General features: G+C 67.0%; 13 protein-coding genes and 1 tRNA gene. 10 read left to right on the top strand and 4 right to left on the bottom strand.

Annotated features, from left to right (window positions below; genetic code table 11):
• The first annotated feature begins 67 nt into the window (after positions 1-67).
• The 7 genes from ABE438_RS05470 to ABE438_RS05500 all read left to right on the top strand — a co-directional run bounded on the left by ABE438_RS05470 (position 68) and on the right by ABE438_RS05500 (position 6,575).
• Positions 68-1,264 carry an HlyD family secretion protein gene (locus ABE438_RS05470; RefSeq protein ID WP_346501533.1) on the top strand — a complete coding sequence of 399 codons (1,197 nt, stop codon included), beginning with the start codon at positions 68-70 and terminating at the stop codon, positions 1,262-1,264.
• Between the two features lie 165 nt (positions 1,265-1,429).
• The gene (locus ABE438_RS05475) at positions 1,430-3,013 is read left to right on the top strand and encodes a DHA2 family efflux MFS transporter permease subunit (RefSeq protein ID WP_346501534.1); all 1,584 of its coding nucleotides are present in this window, start codon (positions 1,430-1,432) and stop codon (positions 3,011-3,013) included.
• 191 nt (positions 3,014-3,204) lie between these two features.
• Positions 3,205-3,738, top strand: coding sequence for an iron response transcriptional regulator IrrA (gene irrA / locus ABE438_RS05480; protein WP_346501535.1), 534 nt, complete (start codon positions 3,205-3,207; stop codon positions 3,736-3,738).
• A complete protein-coding gene (locus tag ABE438_RS05485) occupies positions 3,735-4,022 on the top strand; it encodes a (2Fe-2S)-binding protein (RefSeq protein WP_346501536.1) in 288 nt (95 codons plus the stop codon). Before irrA ends, ABE438_RS05485 begins: the two co-directional genes overlap by 4 nt.
• Before the next feature lie 113 nt (positions 4,023-4,135).
• Positions 4,136-4,624, top strand: coding sequence for a bacterioferritin (gene bfr / locus ABE438_RS05490; RefSeq protein ID WP_346501537.1), 489 nt, complete (start codon positions 4,136-4,138; stop codon positions 4,622-4,624).
• A gap of 248 nt (positions 4,625-4,872) precedes the next feature.
• Complete coding sequence (locus ABE438_RS05495; RefSeq protein ID WP_346501538.1) at positions 4,873-5,691, top strand: sulfite exporter TauE/SafE family protein; 819 nt, start codon at positions 4,873-4,875, stop codon at positions 5,689-5,691.
• An 89-nt stretch (positions 5,692-5,780) separates the two neighbouring features.
• On the top strand, positions 5,781-6,575 hold the full coding sequence (locus ABE438_RS05500) for a hypothetical protein (protein ID WP_346501539.1): 795 nt from the start codon (positions 5,781-5,783) through the stop codon (positions 6,573-6,575).
• 132 nt (positions 6,576-6,707) lie between these two features.
• Here the strand turns inward: ABE438_RS05500 and ABE438_RS05505 are convergent, their stop codons facing one another.
• The 4 genes from ABE438_RS05505 to ABE438_RS05520 all read right to left on the bottom strand — a co-directional run bounded on the left by ABE438_RS05505 (position 6,708) and on the right by ABE438_RS05520 (position 8,852).
• On the bottom strand, positions 6,708-7,340 hold the full coding sequence (locus ABE438_RS05505; RefSeq protein WP_346501540.1) for a cold-shock protein: 633 nt from the start codon (positions 7,338-7,340) through the stop codon (positions 6,708-6,710).
• Between the two features lie 144 nt (positions 7,341-7,484).
• Positions 7,485-8,183 carry a carbonic anhydrase gene (locus ABE438_RS05510; RefSeq protein ID WP_346501541.1) on the bottom strand — a complete coding sequence of 233 codons (699 nt, stop codon included), beginning with the start codon at positions 8,181-8,183 and terminating at the stop codon, positions 7,485-7,487.
• Positions 8,184-8,241: 58 nt separating this feature from the next.
• Complete coding sequence (locus ABE438_RS05515; RefSeq protein ID WP_346501542.1) at positions 8,242-8,556, bottom strand: DUF167 family protein; 315 nt, start codon at positions 8,554-8,556, stop codon at positions 8,242-8,244.
• A 5-nt stretch (positions 8,557-8,561) separates the two neighbouring features.
• Positions 8,562-8,852, bottom strand: a complete 291-nt coding sequence (locus ABE438_RS05520; protein ID WP_346501543.1) for a YggT family protein — start codon at positions 8,850-8,852, stop codon at positions 8,562-8,564.
• Positions 8,853-8,958: 106 nt separating this feature from the next.
• Between ABE438_RS05520 and ABE438_RS05525 the strand changes: the two genes are divergently transcribed.
• The 3 genes from ABE438_RS05525 (at position 8,959) to ABE438_RS05535 (ending at position 14,635) form a co-directional block, all read left to right on the top strand.
• Positions 8,959-9,034, top strand: a tRNA-Ala gene (locus tag ABE438_RS05525).
• A gap of 642 nt (positions 9,035-9,676) precedes the next feature.
• A complete protein-coding gene (locus ABE438_RS05530) occupies positions 9,677-11,773 on the top strand; it encodes a putative bifunctional diguanylate cyclase/phosphodiesterase (RefSeq protein ID WP_346501544.1) in 2,097 nt (698 codons plus the stop codon).
• Between the two features lie 729 nt (positions 11,774-12,502).
• Entirely contained in the window at positions 12,503-14,635 is a 2,133-nt protein-coding gene (locus ABE438_RS05535; protein ID WP_346501545.1) for a HAMP domain-containing methyl-accepting chemotaxis protein, read from the top strand.
• Positions 14,636-14,957 lie beyond the last annotated feature (322 nt).

Consider the following 14,957-nt stretch of genomic DNA (forward strand, 5'->3'; position numbering starts at 1 on the left):
TCAACCGCCTGATCGAACCGGCCGGTTCGAATTATCTTCCGCCGGGACCTCGCATGGAGGCTTGCCGATGACCGCCGAGTCCAGCACCGGGACGACCAGCGACACGCGCCGCGACAGGCTGCGGCTCGTGCCCGCCGAGGCCGAGGGCGCCACCTCGCCGGCGGAAGCCCGCGCCGCCGAACAGCCCGCCGCCGCAACCAAGGCGCCGCCGCGCCAGCGCTCTGCCCTGAAGCGCGGCCTGCTCATCGCCGCCGGCATCGCAGCGCTGGGCGCCGCCGGCTGGTACGGGCTCGACTGGTGGCGCAACGGGCGCTTCATCATCACCACCGACGACGCCTATGTCGGCGCCGACATGGCGACGATATCCGCCCGGCTCTCCGCCAACGTCGCCGCCGTGCCCGTGACGCGCAACCAGCAGGTCAGGACCGGCGACACGCTGGTGCTGCTCGACGAGGGCGACCAGCGCATCGCGCTGGAGAGCGCCCGCGCCAAGAGCGCCACCGCCCGCGCCACGCTGTCGCGCGTCGATGCGCAGATCGCCGCCGCCGAGGCCGGGCTGACCCAGGCCAAGGCGCAGCAGGTCTCGGCCGAGGCAGCCGTCACCCGCACCGCCGCCGATTTCGACCGCGCCAACAGCCTCGCCGCCAAGTCCTACGGCTCGCAGGCGACGCTGGACGCCGCCACCGCCGCCCGCGACCAGGCCGCCGCCTCCCTCGCCAGCGCCCGCGCCGGCGTCGCCCAGGCCAGCGCCAATATCGACGTGCTCAAGGCACAGCGGCTGGAGGCCGCCCGCCAGATCGACGAGCTCAAGGTCGCCGAGGAGAAGGCGGAGCGCGATCTCTCCTTCACCCGCATCGTGGCGCCGATCGACGGGCTGGTCGCCAACACCAATGTCCAGCTGGGCGACCTCGTCGGCGCCGGCAAGCGGCTGATGTCGGTCGTCCCGCTCGACGCCGTCTATGTCGACGCCAACTTCAAGGAGACGCAGATCGGCCCGATCCGGATCGGCGACCGCGCCACCGTCACGGTCGACGCCCTGCCCGGGCGCAGCTTCGCCGGCACCGTCAGCGGCATCGCCGGCGGCACCGGCTCGGTCTTCACCCTGCTGCCGCCCGACAACGCCACCGGCAACTTCACCAAGATCGTCCAGCGCGTGCCGGTGCGCATCGCGCTGACGCCGGAAGCCAAGGCGCAGCATCTGCTGCGGCCGGGCATGTCGGTGGAGGTCTCGATCGACCCGCGCGGCCGCCCCGCCGCGCCCTGAGAGCCCCGGCTCTCGCCCCGAGGAGCCATTCCGCCCGGGAATGGCGGTCCGCCCAGGCCCGATCGCCCCATCGGGGCCTGGGCTGGCCGCGCCTGACGGCGCTCCTCGGGCCGGGAGCCGGGTTCCGTTCCGGGCCCTTGCAGGCCCATCACCGCGAGGCCCGCCATGGCCGCCGTCACTCCCTCCGCGCCGGCCGGCGCCAAGCCGGCCGAGGATGCCATCCCGCTGCGCCGGATCCTCGCCTTCACGGCGATGGTCTTCGGCATGTTCATGGCGATCCTGGACATCCAGATCGTCTCGGCCTCGCTGGCCGAGATCCAGGCCGGCCTCTCGGCCTCCAGCGACGAGATCGCCTGGGTCCAGACCGCCTACCTCATCGCCGAGGTGATCATGATCCCGCTGTCCGGCTATCTCAGCCGGGCGCTCTCCACCCGCGTCTTCTTCACCATCGCCGCGACCGGCTTCACCATCTCCAGCGTGCTCTGCGCCATGTCGAGCTCGATCAACGAGATGATCCTGTGGCGCGCGGTGCAGGGCTTCATCGGCGGCGGCATGATCCCCGGCGTCTTCGCCGCGGCCTTCACGATCTTCCCGGCCTCGAAGCGGCCGATCGTCTCGCCGCTGATCGGCCTGATCGCGACGCTCGCCCCGACCATCGGCCCCACCGTCGGCGGCTATCTCAGCCACGCCTTCTCCTGGCACTGGCTGTTCCTGGTCAACCTCGTGCCCGGTATCGTCGTCGCCATCGCCGCCTGGACGCTGATCGATTTCGACGAGCCGGACCACAGCCTGCTGCGCCGCTTCGACTGGCTGGGGCTCGCCGGCATGGCCGCCTTCCTCGGCAGCATGGAATACGTGCTGGAGGAAGGCACCCGGCTCGACTGGTTCGAGAGCCACGAGATCACCGCCTTCACCGTGCTGATGGTCGCGGGCGCCGTGATGTTCTTCTGGCGGGCGCTGACGCGCGACGACCCCATCGTCGACCTCTACGCCTTCCGTGACCGCAACTTCGCCTTCGGCTCGCTGTTCTCCTTCTCGATGGGCATCGGCCTCTACGGGCTGACCTATCTCTACCCGGTCTATCTCGGCCGCATCCGCGGCTATGACGCGCTGATGATCGGCGAGACGATGTTCGTCACCGGCCTGTGCATGTTCCTGACAGCGCCGGTCGCCGGGCGGTTGTCGCAGAAGCTCGACCCGAGGCTGATGATGATGATCGGCTTCGCGGGCTTCGCCGGCGGCACATGGATCGCCTCGCACATCACCTCGGACTGGGATTTCCACGAGCTGCTCTGGCCGCAGATCCTGCGCGGCTGCTCGCTGATGCTGTGCATGGTGCCGATCAACAACCTGGCGCTCGGCACGCTGCCGCCGCAGCAGCTCAAGAACGCGTCCGGCCTCTACAACCTCACCCGCAATCTCGGCGGCGCGGTCGGCCTCGCGCTGATCAACACCCTGCTCAACAACCGCACCGACCTGCACATCACCCGGCTGCACGAGATGGTCTCGGCCGGGCGGCAGGTGGCGGAGGAGAACATCGCGGCGCTGACGCAGCAGTTCTCGGCCTTCGGCGACGCGGCGGAGGCCATGGCACTGGCGGTGATCAACCAGCGTGTCCACAAGCAGGCGCTGGTCATGGCCTTCGGCGACGTCTTCCTGGCGCTGACCATGATCTTCGTCGCGCTGATCGTGCTTTCGCTGTTCATGCGTAAGCCCGCCGCACAGGCGCCCGCCGGGGCCGGCCACTGAGCCGCCGCGGGGCACCGCGCGCCCTGCGGCAAATCCGCCACGATGCGTCCCGGACAACCCGGAATGCCGGCCGGCGCAGGCCCGAGAGATTGACACGCGACTGCAACAAAGCCAAAAATACCATTAATATCAGTAGTTTAGACGTTTTCTAAACTACGCGATCCCGAGAAGATGAGTTCGGAAGGCGTCTTATGAGCATCGTGTCCATCAAGAGCGGCGGCGTGGCCAAGTCTCATGCGGACCAGATCCCGTGGCCGCAGAAGTCGCCGGCCGCCTGCCCGATCAACGCCGTGAAGGCGCGCCTGCGCAGCGTCGGCCTGCGCCCGACCCGCCAGCGCATGGCGCTGGGCTGGCTGCTCTTCGCCAAGGGCGACCGCCATGTCAGCGCCGAGATGCTCTATGAGGAGGCGCTGCGCGCTCGCGAGCCGCTCTCGCTCGCCACCGTCTACAATACGCTGCGCCAGTTCTCCGAGGCCGGCCTGCTGCGCCAGGTCTCGGTCTCGGGGCCGAAGACCTTCTTCGACACCAACGTCTCCGAGCACCACCACTTCTACAACGAGGACGACGAGACCGTCGTCGACATCCCCGGCTCCGAGATCCAGGTCTCTGGCCTGCCTCAGGCCCCCGACGGCATGGTGATCTCCTCGGTCGAGGTCATCGTGCGCCTGCGCAACGCCGACGGCCAGGAGACGCTGACCAAGCTCGCAGGCGGCCAGCGCGCGTGATCGTCTGCTCCTGCAACGTCCTGTCCTGCCGCCAGATCAAGGGCACGATCGCGCCCGATGGCAGCGGTCCGCGGACTGCGGGCGAGGCTTATGACTGCCTCGGCTGCAGCCCGGACTGCGGACGTTGCGCGCGCGAGGTCAGGGCCCTGCTGGCCGAGGCGCGCGCCGCCTGCGCCAGCCAGTGCGGCTCCTGCGCCAGCCGCGAGATCGAGTGCGCGGTCCATGTCTCCGTCGGCCTGATGATGGCCGGCGTCGAGCTCTCCCGGGACCGCGACGCGGCCTGATCCGACCCGCTGCGCGGCGACGCCGCCATACGCGCCTCTCCACTCTTTCCTTTCTGCTCCGGCTGCCCTAGATTAGGATCATTCTAAGTTAGCCGACCAGCAGGAGAGCCGGGATGAAGGGCGACAAGAAGGTCATCGACTACCTCAACAAGGGCCTGCGGTCCGAGCTGACGGCCATCAACCAGTACTGGCTGCATTATCGCCTGCTCGACAATTGGGGCCTGAAGGACATGGCCGCGATGTGGAAGAAGGAATCGATCGAGGAGATGGTCCATGCCGACCGCTTCGTCGACCGCATCCTCTTCCTCGAGGGCTTCCCGAACATGCAGCAGCTCGATCCGCTGCGGATCGGCGAGAACGTGCAGGAAGTCATCGAGTGCGACCTCAAGGCCGAGCTCGAGGCCCGCTCTCTCTACCAGGAAGCGGCGAAATACGCCCGCGAGGTCGGCGACTACCCGTCCGAGGACCTGTTCAAGGCGCTGATGAAGGACGAGGAAGGCCATATCGACTTCCTTGAGACCCAGCTCGACCTGATCGGTCGCATCGGCATCGAACTCTACACCCAGAAGCATGTCGGCGGCCTCGAGGGCGGCGACCACTGAGGCCGAGGGCGCGGCCGCCTCGGCCTCCTCGCCACGCGATCGGGCCGGCCCCACGGGGCCGGCCTTTTTCATGCGCCGGCCGGCGGCGCCGAGCGGGCTCGACGCCTGCGGAGCGCCGCCGCACCCGGCATGAATCGCTTTTCTCTGGCCGGCGCCCGACCATTGATTGCCGTGTCCCCGGCGCGCCGTCTACACGGTGCGTGCGGACTGCCAGCCGGCGCTCCGCCCGCGCGACAGGGACGATCGAGATGAGCTATCCGGACCTCCTTTCCTTCGCCGCGGGACTGCTCGTGACCGGAGCGCTCTCCGGCGTGCTCGCCGGCCTGCTCGGAATCGGCGGTGGCGGGATCATCGTGCCGGCACTGGCGCTGGCGCTCGCCGCGATGGGCTATGGCGGCGATGTCGGCCAGCATGTCGCAGTCGCGACCTCGCTCGCGATCATCATCCCGATCGGCCTCTCCAGCGCCCGCGCCCATGACGCCAAGGGCGCGCTGGACAGGCCGACCTTCAGGCTCTGGGCGCCGGTCATCTTCGTCGCCACGCTCGCCGGCGGCATCTCGGCCGGCCTCTTCCCGGGCAAGGTGCTCCAGGCGGTCCTCGGCTTCATGGCCTTCTTCATCGCCGCCAACATCCTCCTGCCCTTCCTCGAACGCCTGATGCGCCGGGTGCACGGATCGGCGACGGCCCAGCGCCTCTGCGCCGCCGTCATCGGCTATCTCTGCGCCCTGATGGGCACCGGCGGCGGCGCACTGAGCGTGCCGACGCTGGCGGCGTTCGGCCTGCCGATACACACAGCGGTCGGCACCGGCGCCGCCCTCGGCGTGCCGATCGCGCTGGCCGGCACCCTCGGCTTCCTGATCTCGGGCTGGAATGCCGAAGGCCTGCCGCCGCTCAGCCTCGGCTACATCAACCTGCCCGCTTTGGTCCTGATCGGCGGCGTCGCCTCGCTCACCGCGCCCTTCGGCGCCAGGCTCGCCCACAGGTTGCCGGCACGCACACTGAAGAAGGTCTTCGCGGTGTTCCTCGTCGTCGTCGGCGTCTCCATGCTCTGGGCGGCCTTCGGCTAGCCGGGCGCGGCGGCGCTTGCGAGCCATATTCGCGCCGCCTTTGCCGGCAGACTGGCCGTCACGATGCCGATGCCGCGCAGGAGAAGAGCATGAGCCGCCCGTCGCGCCCGCCGAGCCGCAGGGGGCTGCTCGCTGCCGGCATCGGGCTCGCCGCCCTGTCCCCGGCCCTGACGGCGAGGAGCGCCATGAGCCAGACCGCATCCGCCCATCCGATCGTCGCCTTCGCGCGCGACTTCGGCGCCGACGAAGCCCTGCAGACCAGGGTCGCGGCCTTGGTGGAGCAGCCGCCGACGACGGAGGAGGCGATCGGCTTCTACGGGACGACGGCCTACAACGCCACCGCCCGCAGCTTTCTCGCGACGGTAAAGCTGCTTGAGGACGCCAAGAAACTGACCTCCATCGAGGACAAGTACATCTACGAACTGCTGCAGCTCTGGAGCGAGGAGCGCACACTCGATTTCGCCAGCCTGCCGGAGCCGGCGAAGACGGTTTTCAGCCCCTTCGTCACGGGCGAGACGACGTTCGACGGCGAAGCGCAGGCTGCCGCCTACCGCCGGACGGTCTGGGAAAACTATGCCCGGGCGACCGAGCAGATCGAGGCACAGATCGCGGCCGGCGGCCGGGTTCTTCTCTCGATCGACGCCACCGGGGGCGACACGCTGTTTTTCGCGCTCGTCGCGCCCGAGATCGCGGAGCGCTGGCGCGACAGGGCGCTCGCCGAGCAGGACGGCTATCGTTCCGGCGTGCGCAGCCCGATGTGGGACCGCTTCTGGGACCATCTGAGCTACGCCGCGCGCGGCTTCTTCGCCGCCGAGGACAGCAAGGGCTACCCGCCGGGCACGCGCCGGCGCCGCGACGACATCCCCTTCGCGCAGGCCGGCTGAGAGCCCTGCCCATCGAGCATCCGGCCGCGCCTCTGCACGCAACGAAAAAGGCGGCGCGACCACCGGGTCGCGCCGCCTTTCGACTGTCTCGTCGGTCGTCGAAGGCGCCGGCCAGCGGCGCCTTCCACGCCCTCAGACGTAGCTGATGTTCGCGGCCTCGGGGCCCTTCTTGCCGGCGCGGATCGAGAAGCGCACGCGCTGCCCGTCCATCGGCGGCTGCAGGCCGCTGCGGCTCAGCGAGCTGACGTGCAGGAACACGTCCGGCCCGCCCTGATCGGGGGCGATGAAGCCGAAGCCGCGATCGGCGTTGAAGAACTTCACGGCGCCGTCGAACGGACCTTCCATCGGGGCGCTGGCGCCACGATCGTAGCCGCCGCGATCGCCGCGATCATAACCGCCGCCACCGCCATAGCCGCCGCCGAAATCGTCACGCGGGGGGCGCGGCGAGAACGGGCGCGCGCCGCCCGGGCCGCCTGCACCGCGCGGAGCGGCCGGGGTCGCGGTCGAGGCGTCGATGTCGTGCACGGCGACCACCTGCAGGCCGCGACGGCCCTCGCCGAGGTCGCACATGATGGTCGCACCGGGCTGCAGATCCTGCGGATCCAGCGGGCCGATGGAGGAGACGTGAACGAACACGTCGCCGGAGCCGTCCGAGGGAGAAGCGAAGCCGAAGCCCTTCTCCGGATCGAACCACTTGATCTTGGCTTCGATATTTTCGTGAGTGACGAAGGGAGCCGGGGCAGCGGGCTTGCGACGATCGAACATGAAACTTCAGTGGATAGTGACCGGGAGGCGGCAATCTAGCGCATGGATGCGCGCTCGTCATCGGGTCCGGGCGCAAAATTATCGCGCGATCACGGGCATACAACTAATGGATGCCCCTGCTGCGCCGACCACTATTCGCAGCTTTTAGGCCTCGCTGGCGCGGATCATCTGCACCTTTTTCGGCATATCGCCGACCGCCGGGACGAACTCGCCCGTCTGCTGGTCGAGCAGCATCAGCACGCCGGTCGCCACCGCGAAATACGCCCCGTAGAGCCGCAGCCGACCCTTGCTCTCGAGGATATTGACGCAAGGGAAAGAGCGGAGATTGTCGAGCGATTGCCGGATCGAGGCGAGCGCCAGCCGCTCGACATAGACGTCGAGCGATTCGTTGCGACCGCGCCCGCCGCTGCGCCGCGCCGCGGGCTCGATCAGCGTGATCCACTTGCCGATGAAGTCGCCGGGCGAGAGCGGACCCTGCGCGTCGTCGGCGAAGGCGCGGATGCCGCCGCAGCGCCCGTGGCCGAGCACGACGATGTGCTCCACCTTGAGCGCCTGCACGCCGTATTCCAGCGCGGCCGAGGTGCCGTGCAACTGGTCGTCCGGCGAGAAGGGCGGCACGAGATTGGCGACGTTGCGCACCACGAACATCTCGCCGGGGCTCGCATCGAAGATCACCTCAGGCGAGACCCGCGAATCGCAGCAGCCGATCAGCATGATCTTGGGCGTCTGGCCCTTCTCGCCGAGTTGCTCGTAGCGGCTGCGCTCGCGCACGAAACGGTCGTCGAGGAAGGTCCTGTACCCTTCGGTCAGGCGCTCGGGAAGCAGGGGAACTGGCTGGTCCATGGCGTATCTGGGAACAGGAGCGCGCGCTTTCGTCAAGAGCGAGCGCGCCGGCGACGCCTCAGTTCTTCGCGAGAACCGCCTCCAGGCGCTCGACCAGCGGCGCCGGATCGCCCTTGACCAGCAGGCGCTTGAGCCTTGCGCCCGCCCCTGCGGCGAGCACCACCTGCGAGCGCGGCACGCCGAGCGCCTTGGCGACCAGCGCCGTCAGCGCGGCATTGGCCTCGCCCTCCGTCGGCGCGGCGCGCACCCGCATCTTGAGCACCTGCCGGCCGTCCGACAGCGTCTCGACGCCGTCGACCGCGTCGCGCCCGCCCCGCGGCGTCAGCCGGACCTGCAGCTGAAGGCCCTCGCCCACCGCGCTCCAGGCCGCCATCGGGTTCAGAAGACGTTGGGATAGATGTAGCGGGTGATCACGCTCTGGATGAAGAAGATCAGCAGCAGCAGCAGCACCGGCGAGATGTCGATCCCGCCGAGATTGGGCAGCATGTTGCGGATCGGCCGCAGCGCCGGCTCGGTGACGCGGTAGAGGAAATCCCAGACCGAGGCGACGAACTGGTTGCGCGTGTTGACGACGTTGAAGGCGATCAGCCAGCTCAGCACGGCGGAGGCGATCAGGATCCAGACATAGAGGTTCAGCGCCAGCATCACGACGTCGAGAACGGCACGCATCGGGGATCCTCTTTCCAGCTCGGGCGCGCGGACGAGACCGTCCGCAATTGTTCCTGCAGAAGCGATTGACAGGAACACGACGCAGGGCCTAGAAGGCCAGCGCCTTGGGGCTGTAGCTCAGTTGGGAGAGCGCTGCAATCGCACTGCAGAGGTCAGGGGTTCGAATCCCCTCAGCTCCACCAAGGCTCTTCGTTACATCGTTGAAATTGCTGCTTTTCTCCCGAGGCAGCGGGGCTGTTCCCCAACTTGTTCCCCAACTTGTGATGCAATTCGGAACGGGCTGGAACGGGCCGATACGGTGATTTGCCGCACCTAGCCTGTCGTCATGAGATGCCGGGCCAGTCGAGCGGCATCGCGCTTGGCCTGCGTGATCCCATCGGATTACGTCGAGCCGGGCGGCAGATCGAACAGCGCGACGGGAAACGAGCGCGGCATCTGCGCCGCCTTAACGGTCGCGCAGATGCCGGAGCGCTGATCGCCAAGCTGCTTGGCTCTTTCGCGACGCCATACTCACCAGCGTTCGCCAGCTAGGCCGTGGTCATCCATGACGATCCACCTGATGAGGGACGCATCGCCGTCGGCTACTTAGTTCGAGTGACGGGGCGAAGATAGAAGCACCAGTGGCGTCATCATCTTTCTGTCACCTGCAAGGCGTCGTAGGGAACTCGGAGTGAGAACTTCTTTGATCGAAAGGAGTTAACCGAGGCGCGAGAGGATGGTTCGTTTTCTCCGGCAATCAAATGGGAGGAAAAGGCGTGCCGATACCCTATCCACTACCGGCCAACGAGGAGGATCGCCTCGCAGCTCTGGCGGAGTTCCATCTCATGGATACGCCGCCAGAGGAGGACTTCGACCGGCTTGCAAGCCTTGCCTCGCGCCTGTTTGACGTACCGATCGTGCTCGTCTCGCTGCTTGAGCGCGATCGGCAGTTCTTCAAGGCTCACATCGGGTTGGACGTATGCGAGACCAGTCGGGAAGTGTCTTTCTGCGCGCATGCCATCGTCCAGAATGATATTCTGGTTATCCCTGACGCCACCAAAGACCCGCGCTTTGCGGCCAACCCACTCGTCTTGGGGCCGCCCTTCATTCGCTTCTACGCCGGACACCCTCTGGTGACCCGTACCGGCGAGACGATAGGCACCGTTTGCCTGATCGACAACAAGCCTCGGGATGTCTTCACTGTCGAGGATCGACGTAACCTCGGCGATATCGCCATGCTCGTGATGGATCGCATGGAAATGCGACGCCTGGACTACTTCCGGTCGGTCAGCCAGGCCCGCTTCGAGAATATCGCTGAAACCTCGCCGGACGCGATCATTTGCTCGAACTCGGAAGGGGATATCACCTTCTGGAACAGGTCGGCTGAAAGGCTCTTCGGCTCCACCGCCGCAGAGATGCTTCATCATACAAGCGAAGTCATAGTGCCGGACAGCTGGCTGCGCATCTACGACGCCGAGATCGAAAGGCTTCGTAGCGGTCAGAGGATGGAGCTCGCCGACCGGACGATCGAACTATCGGGACTCCGCAAAGACGGACAGGAGTTTCCGGCAGAATTCTCCTTGTCGACCTGGCAGGAAGGTAACACGACGAGCGTAGGCGCAATCGTGCGTGACATCACTGAACGTCGCCAGAATGAGGATAGGCTTTTCCGACTTGCGTCGCTGGATGCCCTAACGGACCTGCCGAACCGGGGGGCTTGGCGCGAATGTGTGAAGCAGGTGCTTGAAGAAAGACATCCGGCAACGGTGCTCCTAGTCGATCTCGACGGCTTCAAGGAGGTCAACGACACGCTCGGCCATTCGGCCGGCGATGCCGTGCTCAAGGAGGTCGCCGGACGCCTTGTTGCCAATTGCGAGGATGCGATCATGGTCGCACGGCTGGGTGGCGACGAGTTCGTGGCGCTTATGCCCGGCAATGATGAGAAGCGTGCGCGAGCTATCGCGAGCCGATTGGTCATGGACATTGCCCAGCCATACGAGTTTGCCGGCCAGCCGATCGAGATTGGCGCGAGCGTTGGCGCCGCCTTGGCGCCGCAGCATAGTGACCGGCCAGAAGAGCTGCTCAGTGCAGCCGATCTTGCGCTGTATCGCGCGAAGGCAGCGGGTAAAGGACGCTACGAGATGTTCACGCCGGCCTTGCGTGAAGTTGCCATAGCGCGGCGAGCTTTCGAGCAGGAGCTGAAGCGTGCCTTTGAGCGGGGCGAGTTCGAGCTATTTTATCAACCGCAGTTCTCTACCGAACATCGTGACCTCACGGGCGCCGAAGCACTCATCCGTTGGCATCATCCGGACCGCGGACTGCTGACGCCGGCTTCATTCGTAGATGTACTCGGTAAGAAGCAGAGCGCCCCGGAGATCGGCCGGTGGATTCTGAGAACGGCCTGCCAGCAGGCCGCCCATTGGCGCTCCGAGGTCCCTGGGTTCCGAATGGGGGTCAACCTGTTCGAGGCACAGTTCCGATCGAACCACCTGCTCGATGTCGTCAAGGAGGCGCTAGAGGAAACCGATCTCGCGCCTGATGCGCTGGAGCTGGAGATTGTAGAGACCATTCTGCTGCGAAACGATACAGGCACGCTGCAGCTGTTGAGCGATCTAAGGACGCTCGGCGTGGGTTTGGCGTTCGACGACTACGGTACGGGCTTCGCTTCCCTGAGCCTACTGAAACGATATCCTGTGTCGCGCCTGAAGATCGACCGGTCTTTTATCCGTGACGTCAATGTCGATCAGGAAAATGGAGCCGTCGTCCAGGCGGTTCTCTATCTCGGGCGAAGCTTCCACATGGACGTCATCGCCGAAGGGGTCGAGACCGAAGATCAGTTCGAGTTTCTGAAGCAGCATGGCTGCCCGGAGGTTCAGGGCTATCTGTTCGGCAGGCCGATGCCGGCGAGTGAGTTCCACAAGCAGTTCATAGCGCCTCATTAAAAGCCAGCGCCAGCTCGTGTACGGGACCGAGAAAATCGGCCGGAGCGGCTACGGGCTCGGCGGACGAAATTGTCAGCATGCTCCTTCCGCTATCAAGCGCCATGCTCTGTGGCGGTCCGGTCCTCCATCCCTCATCGTCGCATGACGCGCCAGTCGCGCCCAGTCTCGCTTCGCCTGGGCTGCGCCAGCGCCGTAAAGCGCGCCGCCCGGCGGATCGGGCCCGGCGCACGCCTCCCCGGGCATTGTGGCGTCGTCGTCCGCCGGCACGACGCACGAACACTTCAGCGCGGCACGACTCAGACATAGAGCCGCCGTCGCGCGCGCGCTTCGAGGGCCAGCGAGGCGCCTGAGGTTTCAGACACAGCGGCGCATTTCGGCGGGCCTCATTGCGAGCCAGCGCTCCACGACTGCCCTCTCGCCACGCAGCATGGCGAGTCGGGCGGCCGGGAACAGCTCGCCGTCCTGCGGTCGGCGATTGCGCGGGATGCGGCTGCGGGGGATGCGGCTGCGGGGGATGCGGCGGAGCGGACGAGCCGGCACTGAAGCGAGCCCTGTCAAACCGCACGCCGCACGGCATGGCGGCCGCGCGATCCGGTCGGGACGGGCTCTTAGGATGAGATTAATTTATTTGAACGAATGCGAGCTGGATCGGCGGAGTCACTGCCCGTCAGCTCGGGCGCCCCAGTAAGGCCGTTAGCTCGAGCGGTTACGGCCTATCGGAGCGAGATCATGAAGGCGACCGTCAAGTTCAAGCTGTATCTCGCATTTTTATCCCTGGTTTGCTGCGTCATGGTCGTCTTCGCCTGCGGGTTCTTCGCCCTGCAGTCGGTCACCAAGCGGGTCGACGGCGTCGTCCAGGGCAATGTCATCCCGATGCAGGATCTGCAGATCGTCAGCGATTCCTACGCGGTCAATATCGTCGACACGGTCTGGAAACTGCTGAGCAAGCAGGTCGGCTGGGATGTGGCCGAGCGCAACGTCGAAACGGCTCTCGTCGAGAGCGTGAAGAGCTGGAAGCGCTACACCGAACGGCTGGTCGATCCGACCGAAAAGCAACAGGCCCAAGAGACCAGCGCGCTCATGGCGCGCGCCAACAGTGCCGCCGCGACCATCACCGCCTTGATCAAGGCCCGCGACGAAGCCGGCCTGCGTCAATTCGCGAACGAAGACCTGTACAAGGCCATCGAGCCCGTGACCGCCAAACTGGGCGACCTGACGAACCTGCAACTCAAGCTTGCCGGCGAACAGGGCCTTCAGGCGCAGTCGACGGCCGGAACGGCCACGATCCTCCTGTCCGCTCTGATGGTTCTGGCCCTGATCGCGGGCGTCATCGCGATGGTTTTCGTGTCGCGCGGCGTGGTGCGGCCTATCGGCGACATGACAGGAGCCATGACGCGTCTGGCCCATGGTGAGCGCGATGTCGCGGTGCCGGGCGTCGGCCGCCGGGACGAGATCGGCGAGATGGCCGATGCACTGCAGATCTTTCAGGAGAACGCCGCGCGGGTTCGTGCCCTCGAGGAGCAGGAGCGCGCGGCGGCTGCGGCGCGCCTGGCGCGCGCACAGGCGATGGAGTCCGTCGTCTCCGATGTCGGCGAGGTCGTGACGGCGGCGGCAGCCGGTGATTTCTCGGCCCGGCTCGATATCGAGGATGCCGATGCGCAGATGCAGAAGCTCGTCGCCGGCATCAACGAGATCAACGCCGTGGTGGATTCGGCGACGACGGAATTCGCAGAAGCGCTTCAGGCCATCGCGTCGGGCGATCTGACGCAGCGTGTCGAGACGGGGTATCGCGGCCGCTTCGCCGATCTCAAGAACGCCATCAACGACACGGTGGACCGGCTGTCGGCGACGGTCTCGACGATTCAGATGGCGGCATCGGATGTCGGAGTGGCCGCGCGCGAGATCAAGACGGGCGCCGACGACCTGTCGAAGCGGACCGAAGACCAGGCGAGCTCGCTGGAGGAAACGGCCGCGACGACCGAGGAGTTGGCGGCGAGCGTGAAGGCATCGGCGCAAGGGTCGAAGGATGCGGCGCGCATCGCCGACGTGGCGCGTCAGGCGGCCGAGAACGGTGGCGTCATCGCCGGGCAGGCCGTCGAGGCCATGGCCCGGATCGAGGGTGCCTCGCAGAAGATCTCGGACATCATCCGGGTGATCGACGACATCGCCTTCCAGACCAACCTGCTGGCGCTCAACGCGGCGGTGGAAGCGGCCCGGGCCGGCGACGCCGGCAAGGGCTTCGCCGTGGTCGCCTCCGAGGTGCGCACGCTGGCGCAGCGCTCCGGCGAGGCGGCCAAGGACATCTCCACCCTGATCTCCTCCTCCAACAGCGAGGTCGGCGAGGGCGTTAAGCTGGTGCGGCAGGCCGGCGAGGCGCTGACGCGCATCGTCGACGCGGCCCGCAAGGTGCAGGAGACGGTCGCCGAGGTCGCCGCGGCGTCCGCCGAGCAGGCCAACGGCATCGACGAAATGAGCCAGACCGTCGCGCATATGGACGAAATGACCCAGCAGAACGCGGCGCTGTCGGAAGAGAGCGCGGCCTCGGCCAATGCGCTGTCGGACCGGATTGGCCAGCTCAACGACCTCGTGGCGCAGTTCAGGACCAGCCGCGAGGCCAGGGCGATGCAGGCACAAGCCTACCCGGCCCCGGCCTATGCAACGGGAGGCGGCTCTGCCCGCAGCGCTGCGCGCCGCGCGCCGATATCCGCCGCCATCCCTGCGACGGCAGCCAACGACCCGGCCGGAGACAGCGAGCCGGAGCGCCTGCGCCAACTGGCGAAAGCCGCCTTCGCCCAGACCAGGGCCGCCCCGCTCAAGGTCGCCAACGCGCGCGCCCATAACGATGGCTGGGAGGAATTCTAGGCGCTGCCTCGACGCCGAAAGGACGCCGTTTCCGGCATATCCTTCGGCGCCCATGCGCTGCTGGCCGCATGAGGCCGAAGCATCCGAACCCCGATAGTTTGGGCCAGCACGACCGACTGAACCCGAACGCAAGAACGCCTCGCTGGCCAGTGCCAGCGGGGCTCACAGGCGCGGCCATCCGGCAGGCGTGCTGCCGGGCAAGCTTCGCAAGGACTGAGGCCATCTCATGGCTTCGGCGCCCCGTGCGGCTCCGCAAGCCACGTCGCGCGCGGCGCCGGTGCTGAAATCTCTTTCGAGCTGTGTCCTGCGACTCGTCGCAGCC

The sequence above is a fragment of the Allobosea sp. TWI1241 genome, assembly GCF_039673065.1.
Taxonomy (GTDB): domain Bacteria; phylum Pseudomonadota; class Alphaproteobacteria; order Rhizobiales; family Beijerinckiaceae; genus Allobosea.